Genomic DNA, 20,201 nt, shown 5'->3' with positions numbered 1-20,201 from the left:
GTTTGTCGAGGCGACATCTAAAACTATTCGGCGCAGCCCGTCATATATTTCAATCGTGCAATAAAGCGGACATCTTTGCGCAAAACCCGAATGCCAGCATCCACCTCCCTTTTCCGGAGACTGTGCTTATGCGCTCGCTGACGTACCCCCAGCACCTGGCTCGCCAGGCCGCTCTGCTGTTGACCGTGTCTTACCTCACAGGCTGTGCGAGCCCGGCACCGGTGGCGAGTACCACAAGCTGCGCGCAGGTTTCCTACCCGGTATACGACCCCGCCGAACCGCTCAATCGTGGGGTGTTCGCCTTCAACCGCACCGTCGATGACTATGCCCTTGCGCCTGTAGCCCATGGCTATAGATACCTGCCGGAGTTTTTCCAGCAGGGTGTGCATAACTTTTCCAGCAACTTCAGCGAGCCCAAGGTGTTTATCAACGATGTGCTGCAGGGCAACCCGCGGCGCTCAGTCAATACCCTGGGACGCTTTGCCGTGAACACCACGGTGGGAATTGTCGGCCTGCTGGATGTTTCGGATTCGCTGGGTATTCCCCGCCACACCGCCGACTTCGGCCAGACCTTTGGCGTGTGGGGCATCGGCAACGGGCCGATTGTCGAACTGCCCTTGCTGGGCACCGGCAATAGCCGCGACGCCGCAGGCAAAGTGTTGAGCTTCCTGGTGGCCCCCTTGGGGGACAGCGACACGGTGCAGACTCTTGAAACCATCAACATGGTGGGCGGCACGGTGGATACTCGCGCCTCACTGCTGCCGCTTACCGACAGCCTGCAGCAGTTGCCCGATTATTACAGCGCGTTGCGTAATGTGGTGGCCGAACACCGTGCTGCCTACGTGCTGGAAGGCAAGGAAGGGGCCACGACACCGCCGGCCAATCGATGCGCAGAGGGTGGCGACGATGACTTCTGAGCCCAGCTCGTTACTGTTGCATCATCAGGTCCGCAAACGCGGCGCCAACACGCTGATCTGCCGGGAAACTCGCTTGCAAATGTCATCTGACCAGGGTCAGCTCGTGCTCAGCCGGTATATCGAACAATACAGCCCGCAAGGAGTGCGCTGGGTCGAGTGCAAGCACAGCGTGGCGATGGACGATGTGCTGCGCTGGCTGATTAGCCAGGGTGAACGTTCGGCCACGACGTCATAATTTGAGGCCAGACGTTTATAACTCGCCACAAACCAGGAGGCGGCGCCCGCGCGCTGTTTTCTGTTTCCTCCCCAAATTGGGCCTTAACAAAACGCTGACATCCACTGCGCTATCCTTTGTGACCCGATCCTGCACAGAGCCGTGTTCCATGCCTCAAGCCGACACATTGCCCGCCGTCCTTGCTGGCCCCCTGCTGCGTCGCCTCGAACCGGGGCGCCTGGTGTTGTGGCTGGTGGGCAGCCGAGCCCTGGCGTTGACCCTGAGGTTGCAGTTCACCCAGGACGAGCGCGAGCACACCCTCGACAGCAATCTGGACGCGACACTCTGCCAGGTCGTCCCCGTGGGACGTCACGCGTTTATCCACCTGATCGACGTGCCGCTGAGCAACGCCCTGCCCCAGGACGTGACCATCGGCTACGACCTGCTGATCAACGAGACCGGCGCTCATCCCAGCGGCATCGCCGAATGGGCGCCCCACCTGCTCCATGCCAACGCACGCACCCCGGACTTCGTCCTGCACAGTCGTATCCAGCAACTGATGCACGGTTCTTGCCGCAAACCCCACCACTACGCCGATGAAGGCCTTCTGTGTGTCGATCGTTTGCTGGCCGAGGGCCGCAGCCCGGCACAACGCCCGGCTCTGTTGATGATGAGCGGCGATCAGGTCTACGCCGACGATGTGGCCGGGCCGATGTTGCGGGCTATTCATGCACTGATCACCCGCCTGGGCCTGTTCGAGGAACACCTGGACGGCGCCGTGGTGGACGACAGCGCCATGCTCTACGGCCATCCAGCCAGTTACTACCATCGCGCCGACCTGTTGCCGGCCCTGGAGAGCAACGAAACCCTGCGCGAGCGATTTTTCGGTGGCGTGAAGAAGCCGATTTTCACCACCAGCACCGCCGACAATCACCTGGTGACCTTCGCCGAAGTGCTGGCGATGTACCTGTTGGTGTGGTCGCCAACCCCTTGGACGCTGATCGCCCCGCAACCGCCGCAGCTGAAGGCCGAAGAACAGAAACGCTATGCCCACGAGCAACTGCAGGTGGATAAGTTTCGCGACGGCCTGGGCGGCGTGGCCAGGGTGTTTGCGCATATCTCATGCCTGATGATTTTCGATGATCACGACATCACCGACGACTGGAACCTTAGCGCCCAATGGGAAGAAACCGCCTACGGCAACCCGTTCTCCAAGCGCATCATCGGCAATGCCTTGCTGGCCTATATGCTCTGCCAGGGCTGGGGTAATAATCCTGATGCGTTTGAACAGCTGCTGGGCAAGACCCTGGCACTCACCACGCAAGCCCCGGCGCACGACCACTATCTGGACGCGCCAGCCCAGGACGAACTGGTGGATGAACTGTTGAAATTCCAGCAGTGGCACTACGTCTTGCCCACCACCCCCGCCCTGGTGGTGATCGACACCCGTACCCGGCGCTGGCGCAGCGAATTCACCCTCAAGCAACCGTCCGGCCTGCTGGACTGGGAAGCCTTGAGTGAGCTGCAACAGGAACTGCTCGATCACCCGTCGGCCATCATCGTTTCACCGGCGCCAATCTTTGGCGTAAAGCTGATCGAGACCGTGCAGAAAGTCTTCAGCTGGTGCGGCTACCCGCTGTTGGTGGACGCGGAAAACTGGATGGCCCATCGCGGCGCAGCGCAGGTGATCCTGAATATCTTCCGTCACTCGCGCACGCCGGGTAACTACGTAATCCTGTCGGGAGACGTACATTACTCATTCGTTTACGAAGTGCTGATTCGCCACCGCAACGCCGGGCCGAAAATCTGGCAGATCACCAGCAGCGGCATCAAGAACGAATTTCCCAGGGGCCTGCTGGAATGGTTCGACCGTCTCAACCGCTGGCTCTATTCACCCCGCTCACCACTGAACTGGCTGACCCGGCGGCGCACCATGCAAGTGGTACCGCATATCCCGGAACATGCCGAAGCTGGCGAGCGGCTATGGAACTCGGCAGGCATCGGCCAAGTGTTTTTCAACGAACAAGGCCAGCCTGAGGCGATTTACCAGCACAACGCCAATGGCTCGCCGCGTACGATGATGAGAGCGCCGCGGTAAACGTTTCTCACACACCCGCTGGCTTTATCGAACTGGCGGCGCGTACTGGATGCCGCCGTTGTTCCACAAGGCGTTGAGGCCACGCTTGATCTTCAACACGCTGCCCTGGCCGATGTTGCGTTCGAACACCTCGCCATAGTTGCCCACTTGCTTGACGATCTGCACCACCCAATCCTTGCGCAGCTTCAGGTCCTTGCCGTACTCACCGTCGGCACCCAGCAGACGGGCAACATCCGGGTTCTTGGTGGTCTTGGCCTGATCTTCGACGTTCTGCGAAGTGATGCCCATTTCTTCGGCATTGAGCATGGCGAACAACGTCCACTTGACGATGCTGAACCACTCTTCATCGCCCTTGCGCACCAACGGGCCCAAGGGTTCCTTGGAGATCACCTCCGGCAACACGATGAATTCGTCCGGGTGGGCCATCTTGATGCGCTGGGCGTACAGGCCCGATTGGTCGGTGGTCAGCACGTCGCAACGACCGGCTTCCAGGCCCTTGGCGCTTTCATCGGCGGTATCAAAGGTGATGGGGGTGTACTTCATGCCGCTGGCGCGGAAGTAGTCGGAGACGTTCAACTCGGTGGTGGTGCCGGCCTGGATGCAAATGGTCGCGCCGTCCAGCTCCTTGGCGTGGGCGACTCCGAGTTTATTGTTCACCAGAAAACCGATGCCGTCGTAGTAGGTGACGCCGGTAAATACCAGGCCCATGCCGGCGTCCCGGGAACTGGTCCAGGTGGTGTTGCGCGAAATCAGGTCGATTTCCCCGGACTGCAGGGCGGTGAAACGCTCCTTGGCGGTCAACTGGCTGAACTTCACTTTCGAGGCGTCACCAAACAGTGCGGCGGCGACGGCATGGCAGACGTCAACGTCGATGCCAGTCATTTTGCCCTGGGCGTCCGGCACGCCGAAGCCGGGCAAACCGTCGCTGACGCCACACTGGATAAAGCCTTTCTTCTGGATCGCATCCAGGGTTGCTCCCGCGTGCGCGGCCCCCGTCATGCTCAATACCGCAGCGGCGGTGAGTGCGGCCAAGGTGGTTTTCAAGTTCTTCATGCAAGGCTCTCCCTGTTGATCTTTATTATTCGGCGCCCCAAACCCTCGCCGGTTTATAGTGATCGAAGAGTATCAACGGCTTTACGCCTCGGCCACAAACGACATTCAGGCAAGGGCTCCTTCCGATTTGGAATGAACTCCCCCAAGAGACCCGTCAGGTAATCCCGTGATTTCAAAACGCTTAACCCCTTCGATGACCGCCTTGCAGTGCTTCGAAGCCGCCGCTCGCCACCTCAGTTTCACCCGCGCCGCCGAAGAACTGCACTTGACCCAGAGCGCGGTGAGCAAGCAGGTGGCGCAACTCGAAGAGATGCTCTGCCACAACCTGTTCCAGCGGGTGCGCCAGCGTTTGTACCTGTCGCCAGCGGGCTCGCTGTACCTGGCGGAAGTGCACAAAATCCTCACTCAGGTGGACATTTCCAGCCGCTATATCTTGACCTACGGCGGCGAAACCGAGGTGCTGCGCATCGCCACCCAACCGACCTTCGGTGATCGCTGGCTGGTGCCCAAGCTCAAGGATTTCGCCGCGCTGCACCCTAATATCCACCTGGACATTCGCAACGAACTGGAGCCCTTCGACGTGCTGCAGGCCAAGGCCGATATCGCGTTTTTCTTCGGCCAGGGTTCGTGGCCTGGGGCGACCTGCATCGAACTGTTTCGCGAAGCCGTGGTGCCAGTGTGCGCGCCAGGCTTTGTCGCCGAAGGTAGCGATGCTTCGTCCCGCCATACCCTGCTGCAATGCACCTCGCGGCCAGAGGCTTGGCACGAATGGTTTCTGGAACAGGGCCTGCATTCGCAAAACAGCTACCACGGGCCGCGTTTCGATACGTTCTACATGTGCATACGCGCGGCGCAATCGGGGTACGGCGTGGCGTTGGTGCCACAGTATCTGGTGGCCGAGGAATTGGCCCAGGGCAGTTTGATGATCCCGTGGGATTATGCGATGCCCAGTGCCGGCGCGCACTTTATCGCCCATGCCGAACATGCCGGGGAGATTCCCAAGGTGAAGGCGTTTCTGGCCTGGATGGTGGGGTACATCACCGCACATCCCGACTTTTAATAATGACTCGGCGACTTTATTTCGTTTGCAGGGCAATGCGTCTCGCGGCTTAGATAAAAGCAAGCACCCCTTGCCGAGTCCGAGATCCATGAGCCGCGAAACCATCAGCCAGTCGATTTCCATCGTTCACCCCATCAGCCTCAGCCATGGCAAAAACGCCGAAGTCTGGGACACCGAGGGCAAGCGCTACATCGACTTTGTCGGCGGTATCGGCGTGCTCAACCTGGGCCATTGCCACCCGGCGGTGGTGGAGGCGATTCGCGAGCAAGCGACCAAGCTCACCCACTACGCCTTCAACGCCGCCCCCCACGCGCCCTATATCGAACTGATGGATCGCCTCACCGCCTTCATCCCGGTGGGTTACCCGGTCAGCGGCATGCTTACCAACAGCGGCGCGGAAGCGGCTGAGAACGCGCTGAAAATCGTCCGTGGAGCCACCGGTCGCACGGCGGTCATCGCCTTTGATGGCGCTTTCCACGGCCGTACCCTGGCCACTCTCAATCTCAACGGCAAGGTCGCGCCCTACAAACAAAAAGTCGGTGTACTGCCCGGCCCCGTGTACCACCTGCCCTATCCCAGCCAGGACAACGGCGTCACCTGCAGCGATGCGCTCAAGGCTATGGACCGCTTGTTCAGCGTGGAAATAGACGTCGACGACGTGGCCTGTTTCATCATCGAACCGGTGCAGGGCGAAGCCGGCTTCCTGACCCTCGACGTGGAGTTCGCCCAGGCGCTGCGACGCTTGTGCGATGAGAAAAACATCCTGTTGATCGCCGATGAAATCCAGTCCGGCTTTGGTCGCACCGGCCAGCGCTTCGCCTTTTCCCGGCTGGGCATCGAGCCGGACCTGATCCTGCTGGGTAAAAGTATTGCCGGCGGTGTACCGCTGGGGGCGGTGGTGGGTCGTAAAACGTTGCTCGACACCTTGCCCAAAGGCGGCCTGGGCGGCACCTATTCCGGCAACCCCATCGCCTGCGCGGCGGCATTGGCCACCTTGGGCGTGATGACGGATGAACACCTGCACGCCTGGGGGGCGCAGCAGGAAGAGGCGATTGTCAGCCGCTATCAGTCGTGGCGCGCCAACCAGCTTTCACCCTACCTGGGGCGCCTGACCGGTATCGGTGCCATGCGCGGTATCGAACTGGCCAACGCCGACGGCACACCGGCCTCCAAACAGTTGACCCAGTTGCTGGCCCTGGCCCGTGACGCCGGTTTGCTGCTGATGCCCAGCGGCAAATCCCGCCACATCATCCGCCTGTTGGCGCCGCTAACCATCGAGGCAAAGGTGCTGGAGGAAGGCCTGGATATCCTTGAGGCATGCCTGGCCAGACTGGACTGATTCACCGCTCCCTGAGGTCATCACCAGGATGACCTCAGGGACTGACATAACGAATTATGGTCGCTTGTCGTGGGCAATTTCGCCCGGCAATACTGGCCGACACCCCTTTATCTGACGAGATCATTACCACTGACAAGCCAGAGGCATCCATGTATCACGACAATATAATTTATAAGAAAAAGTCCAACGATCCTCGATTCCTGCTCGGCGTAGCGGTGGTGCTGTTCCTCGGCGCGTACCTGATGAACCTGGGAAACAGCGCCCTCAGCCATTTTTTGCAGCCAGTGCTGGGCAACGCTCCAGACAGCCTGGCGGCGCGCAACATCGCCATCGGCCTGGCGATTGCCGTGCTCGGCACACTGAACTTTCATGTCCTCGGGCGCTTGAGGCTCAAGGTGCAGACCACCGTGGTCTGGATCGAGTTGCTGATTCTGTTCCTGGCATTCTTCGACACGTTCAACCTCTCCTACAGTTTTATCCTCGACAAGGTCGGTTTCCTGATCATCCAGGGCGCAGCCACCACCTTGTACATCTCCGCCATCGCCATCGTGATTGCCTTCGTCCTGGCCCTTATTGGCGCAGTCGCCAAGCTGTCGAACAACGGCATCGCCAACGCCCTGGCCTCGTTCTACACCTCGTTCTTTCGCGGCGTACCGCTGCTGATCCAGATTTACCTGATTTACCTGGGGCTGCCGCAGCTGGGCTATGTGGTCGATGCGGTGCCGGCCGGCATCCTGGCGTTGTCGCTGTGCTACGGCGCTTACATGACCGAGATTTTCCGCGCGGGTATCCAGAGTATTCCGGTGGGCCAATGGGAGGCTTCGCGTGCCCTGGGCATCAGCCCGTTCAAAACCCTGAGCCGGGTGATCATGCCCCAGGCCTTGCGGGTAATCATCCCACCCACCGGTAACCAGTTCATCGCCATGCTCAAGGACAGTTCCCTGGTATCTGTGATCGGTGTCTGGGAGCTGATGTACCTGGCCAAGACCCAAGGCCGCGCCGACTTCCGCCACCTGGAAATGCTAATCACCGCCGCGATGATTTACTGGGCGCTGTCGTTCATCCTTGAACGGGTGCAGGCGCGGATCGAAAAACGGGTCAACCGATCCACTGCGAGGGGTTGAGCCATGACCAGTCACGTTCCTATCAGCAAACAAGCGGCAGTCGCCCCGTCGATGATTGCCATCAGCGGCCTGAACAAGTGGTATGGCAATTTCCACGCCTTGCGTGATGTCGACCTGAGTGTCGCCGCTGGCGAAATCCTGGTGGTGTGCGGGCCGTCCGGCTCGGGCAAGTCGACGATGATTCGCTGCATCAATCACCTGGAAAACTTCCAGAAAGGCCAGATCCAGGTCAACGGTATCCACCTCACCAGCGAAGCGGAAAGTGTCAGTGCCGTGCGCCGGGAAATCGGCATGGTGTTCCAGAGTTTCAACCTGTTCCCGCACCTCAGCGTGCTGGACAACCTGACCCTGGCCCCGCAACTGGTGCAAGGCGTGTCCTCGGCAGAGGCAAAAAAACGTGCCCAGGTTTACCTCGAACGAGTGCGCATCGCCGAGCATGCCCACAAGTACCCTTCCCAGTTATCGGGCGGCCAACAGCAACGGGTGGCGATTGCCCGTGCGCTGTGCATGAAACCCAAGGTGATGCTGTTCGACGAGCCCACCTCGGCCCTGGACCCGGAGATGGTCCACGAAGTGCTGGAGGTAATGGGCGAGTTGGCCACCGATGGCATGACCATGATCTGCGTGACCCACGAGATGGGCTTTGCCAGCAAGGTCGCCGACCGCGTGCTGTTTATGGACCAGGGCCAGGTCATCGAACAAGCCACCCCCGCCGAGTTTTTCAACAACCCCCAGACCGAGCGAGCGCAGAAATTCCTCTCGCAAATCATCGGTCACTGAGTGCCGCTTTACCCATAACAATAACCAGACGTGGAGATGGACATGCTCAGCAAACAACGCGTAATCACCCTGGCCGCAACCCTGTCGCTGCTGTTCGTCGGCACGGCCAACGCCGGTGCCGTCCTCGACAAAATCCAAAGCAGCAAAACCATGACCGTGGCGACGTCGGCCATCTGGCCACCCCAGGGTTTTATCAACGACAAGAATGAGATCGACGGTTTCGACATTGACGTCTCCAAGGAGATCGCCAAGCGCCTGGGGGTTGAGGTCAAGTTCATCACCCCAGACTGGGACGTGATCACCGCCGGCAAGTGGAACGGGCGCTGGGACATGTCGGTGGGTTCCATGACCGCCACCAAAAGCCGCGCGAGGATTCTCGACTTCCCGGCCACTTATTACTACGTGCCTTATGTGTTCGCGGTGCATAACAAATCGACCGTCACCGACCGCCAGGCCCTCAACGGCAAGAAGATTGGCGTGGAAGGCGGCACCACCTCCGAGGACTGCCTGAACCAGGCGCTGGCGATCGAAACCAGCGACATCCCGCCCGCCTCCTGCGACATCAAGGCCGGCGAACTGCGCACTTACGCCGGCTCCCTGGCGCCTCTGGACGACCTGCGTTTGGGGGACGGTGTGCGCCTGGACGCGATCCTCACCCAGCGCAGCACCCTGGAAGCAGCCATCAAGAAAAACTACCCGCTCAAGGCTGTCGACGGCGTGGTGTTCTACGAGCCGCTGGCGATTGCCACCGACAAGGGTGACCCGGAGCTTACGGCCAAACTCGCCGAAGTCATTGGGGCGATGCATACGGACGGCACACTGACCAAGCTGTCGACCAAGTGGTATGGCGTCGACTACTCCACCGTCAAATAACACCTGCCGAACCCCTATGGCGAGTGGGCGGTTGTTGTGGCGAGCGAGCTTGCCCGCTCGCCACAGAGATCGGTGTTCACAGAAAGAGACTTTCAAGGATTGGCCATGCCCACCACCTGGTATTCACAAACCTCGCTCCCACGCACCACCCGCCCCAGCCTGGGCGCCGATGAAACCTGCGATGTGTGCATCATTGGCGCCGGTATCGCTGGGCTCACCGCTGCGCTGGAGCTGACCCGGCGCGGTAAACGAGTGATCCTTCTCGACGCCCATCACATCGCCTGGGGCGCGTCCGGGCGCAATGGCGGTGTGGTCTCACCAGGCTGGGCCGAAGGGTCGGCGGCGATCGGCAAAAAGCTCGGGCTGCAACAAGCCAAGGCCTTGTTCAACCTCTCGGTGGAAGGCGTCGAGGTCGTGCGCGACAACATCGCCAACCTGGCGCTCCCCGGTTGCGATCCTGCGCCCGGCACCATTCGGGTCAAGCGCTACGACGACAGCGCTGGCGTGAAAAACCATATCGAAAGCATGCGTCGGGATTTCAGCTACGAACTCAACTACCTCGACACCCGCCAGGTGCGTGAACGGGCCCACACCCAACGTTATTTCCAGGGCATCGAAGACCCCAAGGCCCTGCACTTTCACCCGTTAAATTATTGCCTGGGCCTGGCCCAAGCCATCGAAACAGCCGGCGGGCGCATCTTCGAACAATCAAAAATGCTCGCCTGGCACCGCGAAGGCAGCGACCGCATCGTACAGACCGCCGAGGGCACGGTGTGCTGCAAGGACCTGGTGTTCTGCGCCGGTGGCTACGGCGGCCCGGAGTTGCAAAAACTCAACCGCGCCTACCTGCCCATCGCCACCTATGTGGTGCTGACGGAGCACTTGGGCGACAGCATCAAAAACGTCCTCGACTCCAGCGCCGCGTTCTCCGACGACCGGCGCGCCTCGGACTATTACCGCGTCGTCGAAGGCGACCGCCTGCTGTGGGGCGGGCGTATCACCACCCGCAACGAACAGAACGAAAAAGCCCTGGCAACCATGCTCAAGGCCGACATGGTCTCGGTTTATCCACAATTGGCAGCGGTAACGATCGAACTGGCCTGGTCAGGCCTGATGGGTTACGCCACCCACAAAATGCCCAACCTGGGGCTGCTGGAACCCGGCGTGTGGGCCTGCACCTCGTTTGGTGGCCATGGCCTGAACACCGGCTCCATCGGCGGGCGAGTGATCGCCGAAGCGGTGTGCGGCGAAAGCACCCGCCATGAGTTGTTCAAACCCTACCTGCTGGACTGGAACGGCGGGCCGTTCGGGCTGCTCGCGGCAAATGCCATCTACCGGTCGTTGAAGGTGATGGATTTTGTGCAGGAGAAGTTGCGCAATGCCTCGCAGCCGCTCAGCAAGGAATGATATTTGGCCTACGACGCAGACCCAGTGTGGGAGCTGTCGAGCTTTAGCGAGACAGCGCCTACATTTAATCCTCACCTATTTGTGCAAGGCGCTCGGCTTAAGTAAAAGCCCCTAGTACCGCGCATCCACCGGCTTGCCGCCGTTCGGCCAGTCTTTCACCTTGTCCGGGAAGTCCGGGCGCGGTTGGCCGGAGAAGTACGCCGCGACATCCACCGCTTCCTGATCCGACAAACCGCCCTGCCCCAACGGGAATTTCTCGTGAAAACCTATCGGCATGTTGCGTTTGACGAACGCCGCCGCGGTGTAAGTGCGGGCCATGCCGGCACCGATGTTGAAGGATTGATCACCCCACAATGGCGGGTACACCAAGGTGCCGTCGGCGCGGGCCAGGCCTTCGCCGTTATCGCCGTGGCACACCGCGCATTGCTTGGCGTAGACCTGCTTGCCATTGGCCAGGTCCGGCTTGATGGCCGGGTCGATCTTGCCCACGCCGCGCCCGGCGACTTTGTCTTCGGGGCGGGTGTTGTTTTTCATCCAGTCAAAGTAGGCAACCATCGCCTGCATATCCGCCGATTGCGGCGGCACGGGCTTGCCATTCATCGAGCGACGGAAGCAGCCATTGATGCGCTCTTCCAGGCTCACCACCTTACCGGCACGCGGCGCGTAGCCGGGGAAAAACGCCGAGACACCAACAAAGGGCGAACCGTCCGCCACGGTGCCGGCGTTGAGATGGCAACTGGTGCAGTTCAGCGAGTTACCGACGTTGTCCGGCAGCAGCTCCTTGGTTTGCAGGTGCAGGCGCATGCCGCGCACCACTTGGTCGGCGTTCGGCGCCACCAGCAGGTTGGCCAGGCGCGGGGTTTCAAAGATCGAGGAATCGGTACTGACCGGGTTGAGTTGGTCGCGCATTGTCTTGACCTGGGCGGCGCTGATCAGCGAGCCCTCGTTACCCCAGCGGGTGCGCACGAAGCTGAGGATTTCAGCGATTTCCTCGTCGGCCAGACGGGCAAAGCCCGGCATGGTATAGACCCGTGGATGGGTCGCGGTTTCGGCCGTTTCCCAACCGGTAAGAGTGATGTGCAACAGCGAGGTCGGGTTGCTGGAGGCCACGCTTGGGTTGCCGGCCAGGGGCGGGAACAGACCCTTCACGCCGCCGCCGTCACTGCGGTGGCAATCACTGCAAAACTGCATGTAGCCCAGGCCGCCACGACTGGTGAACAGGTCTTTGGGCGGTACGGCGGGCGCCTGCGCCACGGTAGGCATCGGCAGGTCGTCTTTGCCCGGCGGCAGGGATTTGAGGTAGGTAGCAATTGCTGTCAGGTCAGCGTCGCTGAAATGCTGGGTGCTGTGGTGAATCACATCGGCCATGTTGCCGGAGACGGTAGCAAAGCGGTTCTGCCCGGTCTTGAGCAGTTGCACAGTGTCTTCCACGGTCCACAGGTTGCGCAGGCTCAGGGCCCGCCAATGCTCGACGGTTTCCCCGGCCAGGTAATGCAGGCCGCTGCGGCCGGCATCGCTCATGGCTTTTTCCTGGAAGGCGATGCCGCGTGGGGTGTGGCACGAGCCGCAATGCCCCAGGCCCTGGACCAGGTAGGCGCCACGGTTAAGCACTTCATCCTGGGCCGGATTGGCCTCAAACGGCTGGCTGTCGAGAAAGACCAAATTCCACAACGCCAGGCCCCAGCGCTGGTTGAACGGGAAACCCATCTCGGCGTCCAGGTTGGCCTGGCGCACCGGTTTCACGTCCTGCATCAGGTAGGCGAATAAGGCGCGCATGTCGCCTTCGCTCATCTTCGCGTAGGACGGGTATGGCATTGCCGGGTACAGGTTCATGCCGGCCGGGGTCACGCCTTCGCGCATGACCCGGTCAAATTGTTCGAAAGAATACTGACCGATCCCGGTCTCGCGGTCCGGGGTGATATTGCTGGAGTAAATCGTGCCCATCGGCGTGCTCAGCTCCAGCCCGCCGGCCATCACCGCGCCTTGTTTGGCGGTGTGGCAGGCGATGCAGTCGCCCAATTGCGCGACGTATTTGCCGTGTTCGATCAGAGCGGTATCAGGTTCGTTGGCGTATAGGGGAAGAGCCAGACAAAACGTCGCCCCCATCAGGGCCAGACGTGACAGGGAAAAGGCCATCGCATTATTCCTTTAATAACCTGGCCCGGGGGTTGGCCCCTGGGTACAGGTCTGCAATCGTTTTTATGAGGTCATCAGGCCGACAACCGGGGCATGGTCAGCCCCAGCTTAGTTGTAGCGGATTTTTCGAGGAGGCCCTTTGATGTGGATCAGGGCCGAGAGAAAAGATAAAAATCCTGATGTGCCGCTTTTTCCCTTCAGTATCCTGCCTTGACCTGATCCCCCTCCCCCCTGAAAATGCCCGACGTTTTTCCCGTCTCCCCGTTTACTGAAGTAGTGAAATTTCAATGTCTGATTCCCGTACCGAAGAATCCGTAGTCACCTTGCAGTCCAAAGCTGAATACGAAAACGCCATCAATCTTTCACAGCACCTGCCGGCAGCCAAGAGCATCAGTGAAATGGTGCTGGACGCGTTCCACACCTCCAAGGAAAGCGACCAGATCCGCGAGTTGCGCATTGCCATCCGTCAGGCTCACGATGCCTTCGACGATGACAAGGCTTACGACCTGATGGGTGAACTCAAGCAGCTCAAGGATGCCGAGGCCGCCGACAACGCCGCCCTGGAAGACCTGAACAGCAAGTTTTCCATCAGCCGCATCCTGTCCAGCTTCAAGGACGACCCCGAGTTTCAGGAGCTGGTCTACGGCCTGGCCCTCAAGGTGCTGAACCAGACCCACCAGGCCATCAGCAACCCGAGCGCCGGCAAAGGCAAGGCCGCACGGGCGAAGAAGGACGTCGAAGTGTTCACCATCAGCAAGGACGGCATTAGCGTCACCTTGCCACTGCGCGCGCCGCGCTCCAAGCCGAGTGTCGACCGCGAGGCGTTTGAGTTCCTGGGGTTCACCTTTGTCGGTGAAGGCGATGAAGCGGAGCTGGACGTTGAGACCTTTGTGGATAACGCCGGTGCCGAGCAGCCGTTGACCCGTAAAAATATCATCAGCGCGCTGCAGCAGCAGACGGCGTTTGATGGGTATAGCATCGCCCAGCAGTAACTCCGGGCCTGCTCCCCTTGGAGTAAACTTGCTCGCGAAAACCGTCAACGATAACGCAGCGTGCCTGGTTTAACGCGGCGTTCTCAGGTTTTTCGCGAGCAAGCTCGCGCCTACAAAAAGCTCACCTGCGCCGCAAACGCTTCACGAAATCGCTGCATCTCCCCGGCGTTGCCCACGGTCACCCGCACCCAATTCGGCCAGGAGCTAAAGACCCGGCCAATCATGACGTTTTGCGCGGCAAGCCGCTCGATGACCTGCTCAGCTGGGCGGCCCACGTCGATCATGAAGCAATTGCTGTGGGACGCCGTGCACGTGAATCCTCGAGCCTTCAGCCAGGCCACGGTCTCATCGCGCACCAGGGTGTTGAGCGCCTTGCGTTCGGGCACCAACGAGGGTTCTTCGAGGCTGGCACGGCCGCCCAGCAGGCTGGAGGCCGCCGGGACGTTGTGGCCGCCGAAAGCTTCCAACTGCTCCAGCAGCACCGGCTGCCCGATCGCCAGGCCCAAGCGCGCACCGGCCATGCCGTAGATTTTCGAGAAGGTGCGCAGCACCAGCAGATCGTCGTGGTCCTTGACCCAGGACACACAGCTGGGCGCGTCGCAGAAATCGATGTAAGCCTCGTCCACCACCAGGATGCTGCCCTTGGGTTTGCTCGCCAACGCGTGCTCGATGGCCTTGGTCGGCGTCAGCGTGCCGGTGGGATTGTTGGGGTTGCAGAGGTAGATCACGCCGGGCTTCGGGTCGGCGGCGAGCATGGCGGAAATGTCATGGGCATGGTCGGCCGTCAGCGGCACTTCGTAGACCGGTGCCTTGCGCGTTTCGGCAGCCTGGCGCGGTACTTCATAGGAAGGCGTCGCCATCACCACGCCGCGGGTTTCGCTGGTAAACGCCAGTACCGCGTAGCGCAAAGCGGCCATGGACCCGGCACAGACCATCACGTGCTCGTCTAAAATACCGTGCTGATTGGCAAACACTTCGGCCAACGCGTACATATCCTTGTAGGGATAACGACCCGACCCGCCAACCCCAAGCTGCATCGCCGCGCGCGCGGCTGGCGATGGACCATAGGGACTTTCATTGTAGTTGAGCAGCACCTTGTCGGACGTCGGGACCGCTGGGCTCGCCACCGCCCAATCCAGCCGCCCCAGCAACGGCAGAGCCGCGCCCAGCGCGATCAGGGAACGACGACTCACGTTGACCATGGTGACTACTCCTTGCCAGCTCGCGGGTTCAGGTGAGGGATTCACAACAGCTTATACAGTTGGGTATGACGAGAAAAAAGCCGGGGGATTTACCCAGCCAACAAAAAGCCCCGCACTTCACACAGAAGGCGGGGCTTTTTCACAGCAGTACCACTCAGTGCGCGTAAGTCAGCAACAACTCTTTAGGCACCTGGAAATCCAGGGACATCATCACGCTCAACGCAGTGATGGTAAAGATCGAGAAGACGAACAGCTTGCGCGCCCAGACGGTGTCGTCCACCGCCTTGTAGCCGGTCCAGGCCATGTACAACCAGTACATGCCCATGGCGGCAGCGACGGCGAGGTAGCTCATGCCGGCGTAGCCACTGAAGGTCAACATCAAGGTCGCCACGAGGAAGGCCAGGATGTAGAGCAGGATGTGTTTCTTCGCTACGCGGATGCCACGCTTGACCGGCAATACCGGAATCGAGGCCGCCCGGTAGTCGTTGAAGCGAAAGATCGCAATGGCATAAGAGTGCGGCATCTGCCACAGGCTGAACATCACCAGCAGCACCAGCGCGGCCATGTCGAAGCTATTGGTCACAGCCACATAACCAATCACTGGCGGCATCGCCCCCGACAGACTGCCCACCAACGTGCCGTGAACCGACTTGCGCTTGAAGTACAGGCTGTAGAAGCCGACGTAGATGACAAAGCCGATCACGGCAAACAGCGCCGCCAGCGGATTGGCCACCGTGTACAACAGCACCACACCGGCAATGCCCAGGACGGTCGCGAAGATCAGTGCCAGTTTCAGGGAGATAAGGCCCTGGACCAGCGCGCGATTCTTGGTGCGTTCCATCTTCAGGTCGATGTCGCGGTCGATGCAGTTGTTGAACACGCAACCGGATGCAACCACCAGGGAAGTGCCGATCATTGCCGCCAGGAAAATGGCTAGATCGACATGCCCCTTGGAGGCCAGGAAGAAGCCGCCTGCCACAGAAAGCACGTTACCGAAAATGATCCCCGGTTTGGTGATTTGGATAAAGTGCTTAAGCGACATCGGGTCTTACCTCACTTCGCCATCATGTAGGTGTGGATGCTGAACATGATCCACAACGACAGGCCAACCAGCAGGACGATCACCATGGCTGCGAAGACAAACGCAATCACGTTGTCACGCTGGGCCTCGGAACGGTCCAGGTGCAGGAAGTACACCAGGTGAACCACAACCTGAATCACCGCAAATGCCAGGACGATCATCAGGGTTATGGATTTCGGCAGGGTTGGGTACATCACCAGGCCGAACGGGATGATCGTCAGGATCACCGACAGGATGAAACCAATGGCGTACGACTTTACGCTGCCGTGGCCAGCATCATGGCTGTTCTGGGCATCATGAGAGTGAGCATTAGCCATTACAGAGTCCCCATCAGGTAGACAACGGTGAAGACGCAGATCCAGACCACGTCCAGGAAGTGCCAGAACAGGCTCAGGCAGGTCAGGCGGGTCTTGTTGGTGGTGGTCAGGCCGTTTTTCTGCACCTGGTACATCATGATCGCCATCCAGATCAGACCGCTGGTCACGTGCAGACCGTGGGTACCGACCAGGGTGAAGAACGCGGACAGGAAGCCTGAGCGGCTAGGCCCGTAGCCTTCGGAGATCAGCAGGTGGAACTCGTTGATCTCCATGCCGATGAAGCCCAGGCCGAGCAGGAAGGTCAGGCCCAGCCAGACCAGGACCTGCTTCTTGTTGCCCCGGAAGAACGCCAGCATAGCGAAGCCGTAGGTGATCGAACTGAACAACAGCAAGGCGGTTTCGCCCAGCACGTAAGGCAGTTCGAAGATGTCGTGGCCCGACGGGCCACCCGCTACGTTGTTTACCAGTACCGCGTACACCGCGAAGATCGACGCAAACAAAATGCAGTCGGTCATCAGGTAGAGCCAGAAACCAAAGACGGTTGTCTCGCTCGAATCGTGGTGGTGGTCATCGTGCCCATGGTCATCGACATGGGCGTGTCCAGCATTGGTCACTAAGTTCGACATGGTTTAAGCCTGTTCCAGCGAGGTTTCAACACGGTTGGCCGGGATCTTCTTCTCGGCTACCAGGCGAGCGTGCTGCTCGGCTTCGATGCGTTCGATCACCTCGACCGGCACCATGTAGCCTTGATCATCACGGGCAGCATGGATCACGAAATAGCCAATGGTTGCGACCAGGCTAATGATCGCCAGCCACCAGATGTGCCAGATCATCGCGAAACCAAACACCGTCAACAGTGCGCCCATGACCACACCGGTCGCGGTGTTGTTAGGCATGTGGATCGGCTCGTAGCGAGCAGGTTTCTGGTACGCGGTACCGTCTTCCTTGGCTTCGGTGAACGGGTCGATGCATTCAGCTTTCGGCAGCACGGCAAAGTTGTAGAACGGCGGTGGCGACGAGGTCGACCATTCCAGGGTGTGGCCGTTCCATGGATCGCCGGAGTCGCAGGCGTTCTGCTTGCGGTCACGGATGCTGACATACAGCTGGATCAACTGGCAGGCGATACCAAAAGCGATCATCACCGCACCGAACATGGCGACGTACAGGTACGGCACCCAATCAGGGTTGGTGGTGGCGTTCAGACGACGAGTCATGCCCATGAAGCCCAGTGCATAGAGCGGCATGAATGCGACGAAGAAGCCGGTGATCCAGAACCAGAATGCAGCCTTGCCCCAACCTTCGTGCAGCTTGAAGCCGAACGCTTTCGGGAAGTAGTAGCTGAAACCAGCGATGTAACCGAATACAGCACCGCCGATGATCACGTTGTGGAAGTGAGCGATCACGAACAGGCTGTTGTGCAGCACGAAGTCAGCACCCGGGATGGCCAGCAGTACGCCGGTCATGCCGCCGATGGCGAAGGTCACCATAAAGCCCAGGGTCCACAGAACCTGGCTGGTGATACGCAGACGGCCGTGATAGATGGTGAATAGCCAGTTAAATAGCTTCACCCCCGTCGGGATCGAAATCAGCATCGTCGCCAGGCCGAAGAAGGCGTTGACGCTGGCCCCCGAACCCATGGTGAAGAAGTGGTGCAGCCAAACCATGAAGCCCAGTACCGAGATCGCGCCAGAGGCGTAGATCATCGAGTGGTGGCCGAACAGACGCTTGCCGGAGAAGGTCGAGATGACTTCGGAGAAGATCCCGAACGCCGGCAGAATCAGGATGTACACCTCGGGGTGACCCCAGGCCCAGAACAGGTTGACGTACATCATTGGATTGCCACCAAGTTCATTGGTGAAAATGTGGAAATCCATGTAACGGTCAAGCGTCAGCAGTGCCAGGGTAGCGGTGAGGATCGGGAACGAGGCCACGATCAACACGTTGGCCCAGGTGCAGGTCCAGGTGAAGATCGGCATGTCCATCAGCTTCATGCCAGGGGTACGCATTTTCAAGACGGTGGCCAGGAAGTTGACCCCCGTCAGTGTCGTCCCAAGTCCTGATAGCTGTAGCGCCCAGATGTAGTAGTCCATCCCCACGCCCGGACTGTATTGCAGCCCCGACAACGGCGGATAAGCAACCCAACCGGTCTTGGCGAATTCGCCGACGCCCAGGGACAGGTTGATCAGTATCACGCCGGATACCAGCAGCCAGAAGCTCAGGGAGTTCAGGAACGGGTAGGCAACGTCACGGGCACCAATCTGCAGCGGCACTGCCAGGTTCATCAGGCCGGTGAAGAATGGCATCGCCATGAAGATGATCATGATCACACCGTGGGCGGTGAAGATCTGGTCATAGTGTTCAGGCGGCAGGTAGCCAGGCGAACCCTCGGTGGCCATGGCCAGCTGGGTACGCATCATGATGGCGTCGGCAAAACCGCGCAGCAGCATGACCATGGCGACGATGATGTACATCACGCCGATTTTCTTGTGGTCGACCGATGTCAGCCACTCGGTCCACAAATAGGTCCATTTCTTGAAGTAGGTGAGTGCCGCAAACAGCGCCAGACCACCCAGCGCGATCATGGCAATGGTCACCATCACAATCGGCTCGTGGAACGGGACCGCTTCCCAACTTAATTTACCAAACATTGTTTACTCCTCTGCCCCGGCGGCTGAATGCGAGCTCGTGTCCATCACTTCTGTAGCAGCCACTTCTTTCTTCTCATGCTTGACCGGTTTGCCTGGTTTCATCCCTTCATACTTATTGATGATGTTCTGGAACAGGTCCGGCGTGAACGAGGAGTACAGCTCTACAGGGTTGTTCTGGCTTTGTTTGGCAAGAGCTTCGTACTCAGCTTTTTCAAGCTGTTTAGGTGAGCTTTTGACTTCAGCGACCCAGGCGTTGAAATCAGCCTCGGACGTTGCAATCGCTTTGAATTTCATGCCGGTAAAGCCCGCGCCACTGTAGTTGGCGGAGATACCTTCAAGCTCGGTGTTCTCGTTGGCAATCAGGTGCAACTTGGTCTGCATGCCGGCCATCGCGTAGATCTGGCCACCCAGGCCCGGGATGAAGAACGAGTTCATCACCGAATCGGAGGTCACTTTGAAGTTGATTGGCGTATTGGCCGGGAAGACGATCTTGTTGACCGTGGCGATCCCTTGCTCTGGATAGATGAACAGCCACTTCCAATCCAGCGCGACCACTTCAATGGTGATTGGCTTGACGTCGGATTCCAGCGGACGGTACGGGTCCAGGGCGTGGGTCGACGTGTAGGTGATGTAACCCAGGGCAATGATGATGAGTACCGGAACAGCCCACACCGCGATTTCAATCTTGGTGGAGTGCGACCACTTCGGCGCGTAGGTGGCCTTGGTATTGGACGCGCGGTATTTCCAGGCAAACGCGAAGGTCATCACGATCACCGGTACCACGACCAACAACATCAGCAAGGTGGCGGTGATGATCAGGTTGCGTTGTTCCAGACCGACCTGGCCCTTGGGATCGAGCAAGGTCCACTTGCAGCCTCCCAGCAATAACATGCCGGCCAGCGGCAATAAGCCTAGTAATCGGGTGTACCTGTTTTTACTCATCTCACGACCTCTAAAGCA

At 59.7% G+C, this 20,201-nt stretch carries 18 protein-coding genes; 10 read left to right on the top strand and 8 right to left on the bottom strand.

Annotated elements, in window-relative coordinates:
* Positions 1 to 128: 128 nt before the first annotated feature.
* The 3 genes from ACZRKZ_RS00965 to ACZRKZ_RS00955 all read left to right on the top strand — a co-directional run bounded on the left by ACZRKZ_RS00965 (position 129) and on the right by ACZRKZ_RS00955 (position 3,229).
* Complete coding sequence (locus tag ACZRKZ_RS00965) at positions 129 to 917, top strand: MlaA family lipoprotein (RefSeq protein WP_463980456.1); 789 nt, start codon at positions 129 to 131, stop codon at positions 915 to 917.
* Positions 907 to 1,152 (top strand): hypothetical protein, encoded by a 246-nt coding sequence (locus tag ACZRKZ_RS00960; protein WP_463980455.1) that lies wholly within the window; start codon positions 907 to 909, stop codon positions 1,150 to 1,152. The genes ACZRKZ_RS00965 and ACZRKZ_RS00960 overlap by 11 nt, the downstream gene beginning before the upstream one ends.
* A 148-nt stretch (positions 1,153 to 1,300) precedes the next feature.
* Entirely contained in the window at positions 1,301 to 3,229 is a 1,929-nt protein-coding gene (locus ACZRKZ_RS00955; protein ID WP_463980454.1) for an alkaline phosphatase D family protein, read from the top strand.
* Between the two features lie 24 nt (positions 3,230 to 3,253).
* Here ACZRKZ_RS00955 and ACZRKZ_RS00950 read toward each other — a convergent pair whose 3' ends face one another.
* The gene (locus ACZRKZ_RS00950) at positions 3,254 to 4,282 is read right to left on the bottom strand and encodes an amino acid ABC transporter substrate-binding protein (protein WP_149411667.1); all 1,029 of its coding nucleotides are present in this window, start codon (positions 4,280 to 4,282) and stop codon (positions 3,254 to 3,256) included.
* A 169-nt stretch (positions 4,283 to 4,451) separates the two neighbouring features.
* On the opposite strand from ACZRKZ_RS00950, the gene ACZRKZ_RS00945 reads away from it, so the two are divergent.
* From ACZRKZ_RS00945 to ACZRKZ_RS00920, 6 genes are all read left to right on the top strand, one after another.
* Positions 4,452 to 5,342, top strand: a complete 891-nt coding sequence (locus ACZRKZ_RS00945) for a LysR substrate-binding domain-containing protein (protein ID WP_463980864.1) — start codon at positions 4,452 to 4,454, stop codon at positions 5,340 to 5,342.
* Between the two features lie 88 nt (positions 5,343 to 5,430).
* Positions 5,431 to 6,681: a 2-aminoadipate transaminase gene (locus tag ACZRKZ_RS00940; protein ID WP_463980453.1), complete on the top strand. Its 1,251-nt coding sequence runs from the start codon at positions 5,431 to 5,433 to the stop codon at positions 6,679 to 6,681.
* 149 nt (positions 6,682 to 6,830) lie between these two features.
* A complete protein-coding gene (locus tag ACZRKZ_RS00935) occupies positions 6,831 to 7,805 on the top strand; it encodes an amino acid ABC transporter permease (RefSeq protein ID WP_463968068.1) in 975 nt (324 codons plus the stop codon).
* Positions 7,806 to 7,856: 51 nt separating this feature from the next.
* Positions 7,857 to 8,585: an amino acid ABC transporter ATP-binding protein gene (locus tag ACZRKZ_RS00930; RefSeq protein WP_463980863.1), complete on the top strand. Its 729-nt coding sequence runs from the start codon at positions 7,857 to 7,859 to the stop codon at positions 8,583 to 8,585.
* Between the two features lie 42 nt (positions 8,586 to 8,627).
* A complete protein-coding gene (locus ACZRKZ_RS00925; RefSeq protein WP_463980452.1) occupies positions 8,628 to 9,458 on the top strand; it encodes a transporter substrate-binding domain-containing protein in 831 nt (276 codons plus the stop codon).
* A 99-nt stretch (positions 9,459 to 9,557) separates the two neighbouring features.
* Complete coding sequence (locus ACZRKZ_RS00920) at positions 9,558 to 10,865, top strand: NAD(P)/FAD-dependent oxidoreductase (RefSeq protein ID WP_463980451.1); 1,308 nt, start codon at positions 9,558 to 9,560, stop codon at positions 10,863 to 10,865.
* Positions 10,866 to 10,976: 111 nt separating this feature from the next.
* Here the strand turns inward: ACZRKZ_RS00920 and ACZRKZ_RS00915 are convergent, their stop codons facing one another.
* Positions 10,977 to 13,001, bottom strand: coding sequence for a c-type cytochrome (locus tag ACZRKZ_RS00915; protein ID WP_463980450.1), 2,025 nt, complete (start codon positions 12,999 to 13,001; stop codon positions 10,977 to 10,979).
* Positions 13,002 to 13,288: 287 nt separating this feature from the next.
* On the opposite strand from ACZRKZ_RS00915, the gene ACZRKZ_RS00910 reads away from it, so the two are divergent.
* Positions 13,289 to 13,993: a hypothetical protein gene (locus ACZRKZ_RS00910; RefSeq protein WP_463968057.1), complete on the top strand. Its 705-nt coding sequence runs from the start codon at positions 13,289 to 13,291 to the stop codon at positions 13,991 to 13,993.
* A gap of 110 nt (positions 13,994 to 14,103) precedes the next feature.
* Here the strand turns inward: ACZRKZ_RS00910 and ptaA are convergent, their stop codons facing one another.
* From ptaA to cyoA, 6 genes are all read right to left on the bottom strand, one after another.
* Positions 14,104 to 15,195: a pyoverdine biosynthesis transaminase PtaA gene (gene ptaA, locus ACZRKZ_RS00905; protein ID WP_463980449.1), complete on the bottom strand. Its 1,092-nt coding sequence runs from the start codon at positions 15,193 to 15,195 to the stop codon at positions 14,104 to 14,106.
* Positions 15,196 to 15,349: 154 nt separating this feature from the next.
* Positions 15,350 to 16,237, bottom strand: a complete 888-nt coding sequence (gene cyoE / locus ACZRKZ_RS00900; protein WP_463968055.1) for a heme o synthase — start codon at positions 16,235 to 16,237, stop codon at positions 15,350 to 15,352.
* 11 nt (positions 16,238 to 16,248) lie between these two features.
* On the bottom strand, positions 16,249 to 16,593 hold the full coding sequence (gene cyoD, locus ACZRKZ_RS00895; RefSeq protein ID WP_463968054.1) for a cytochrome o ubiquinol oxidase subunit IV: 345 nt from the start codon (positions 16,591 to 16,593) through the stop codon (positions 16,249 to 16,251).
* A complete protein-coding gene (locus tag ACZRKZ_RS00890) occupies positions 16,593 to 17,219 on the bottom strand; it encodes a cytochrome o ubiquinol oxidase subunit III (protein WP_463968053.1) in 627 nt (208 codons plus the stop codon). Before ACZRKZ_RS00890 ends, cyoD begins: the two co-directional genes overlap by 1 nt.
* 3 nt (positions 17,220 to 17,222) lie before the next feature.
* On the bottom strand, positions 17,223 to 19,241 hold the full coding sequence (gene cyoB / locus ACZRKZ_RS00885; RefSeq protein WP_463980448.1) for a cytochrome o ubiquinol oxidase subunit I: 2,019 nt from the start codon (positions 19,239 to 19,241) through the stop codon (positions 17,223 to 17,225).
* A gap of 3 nt (positions 19,242 to 19,244) precedes the next feature.
* A complete protein-coding gene (gene cyoA / locus ACZRKZ_RS00880) occupies positions 19,245 to 20,183 on the bottom strand; it encodes a ubiquinol oxidase subunit II (RefSeq protein WP_133102028.1) in 939 nt (312 codons plus the stop codon).
* Positions 20,184 to 20,201: the final 18 nt, after the last annotated feature.

Source organism: Pseudomonas sp. c313 (genome assembly GCF_055407145.1).
The sequence above is the reverse complement of the archived record's forward strand: the minus strand, read 5'-3'. Positions and strand labels throughout refer to the sequence as shown.

Excerpts from the sequence above, each read along its gene's own strand:
- ACZRKZ_RS00965 (WP_463980456.1), top strand. The coding sequence starts at position 129 with ATGCGCTCGCTGACGTACCCCCAGCACCTGGCTCGCCAGGCCGCTCTG.
- ACZRKZ_RS00960 (WP_463980455.1), top strand. The coding sequence starts at position 907 with ATGACTTCTGAGCCCAGCTCGTTACTGTTGCATCATCAGGTCCGCAAA.
- ACZRKZ_RS00955 (WP_463980454.1), top strand. The coding sequence starts at position 1,301 with ATGCCTCAAGCCGACACATTGCCCGCCGTCCTTGCTGGCCCCCTGCTG.
- ACZRKZ_RS00950 (WP_149411667.1), bottom strand. The coding sequence starts at position 4,282 with ATGAAGAACTTGAAAACCACCTTGGCCGCACTCACCGCCGCTGCGGTA.
- ACZRKZ_RS00940 (WP_463980453.1), top strand. The coding sequence starts at position 5,431 with ATGAGCCGCGAAACCATCAGCCAGTCGATTTCCATCGTTCACCCCATC.
- ACZRKZ_RS00935 (WP_463968068.1), top strand. The coding sequence starts at position 6,831 with ATGTATCACGACAATATAATTTATAAGAAAAAGTCCAACGATCCTCGA.
- ACZRKZ_RS00930 (WP_463980863.1), top strand. The coding sequence starts at position 7,857 with ATGATTGCCATCAGCGGCCTGAACAAGTGGTATGGCAATTTCCACGCC.
- ACZRKZ_RS00925 (WP_463980452.1), top strand. The coding sequence starts at position 8,628 with ATGCTCAGCAAACAACGCGTAATCACCCTGGCCGCAACCCTGTCGCTG.
- ACZRKZ_RS00915 (WP_463980450.1), bottom strand. The coding sequence starts at position 13,001 with ATGGCCTTTTCCCTGTCACGTCTGGCCCTGATGGGGGCGACGTTTTGT.
- ACZRKZ_RS00910 (WP_463968057.1), top strand. The coding sequence starts at position 13,289 with ATGTCTGATTCCCGTACCGAAGAATCCGTAGTCACCTTGCAGTCCAAA.
- ptaA (WP_463980449.1), bottom strand. The coding sequence starts at position 15,195 with ATGGTCAACGTGAGTCGTCGTTCCCTGATCGCGCTGGGCGCGGCTCTG.
- cyoE (WP_463968055.1), bottom strand. The coding sequence starts at position 16,237 with ATGTCGCTTAAGCACTTTATCCAAATCACCAAACCGGGGATCATTTTC.
- cyoD (WP_463968054.1), bottom strand. The coding sequence starts at position 16,593 with ATGGCTAATGCTCACTCTCATGATGCCCAGAACAGCCATGATGCTGGC.
- ACZRKZ_RS00890 (WP_463968053.1), bottom strand. The coding sequence starts at position 17,219 with ATGTCGAACTTAGTGACCAATGCTGGACACGCCCATGTCGATGACCAT.
- cyoB (WP_463980448.1), bottom strand. The coding sequence starts at position 19,241 with ATGTTTGGTAAATTAAGTTGGGAAGCGGTCCCGTTCCACGAGCCGATT.
- cyoA (WP_133102028.1), bottom strand. The coding sequence starts at position 20,183 with ATGAGTAAAAACAGGTACACCCGATTACTAGGCTTATTGCCGCTGGCC.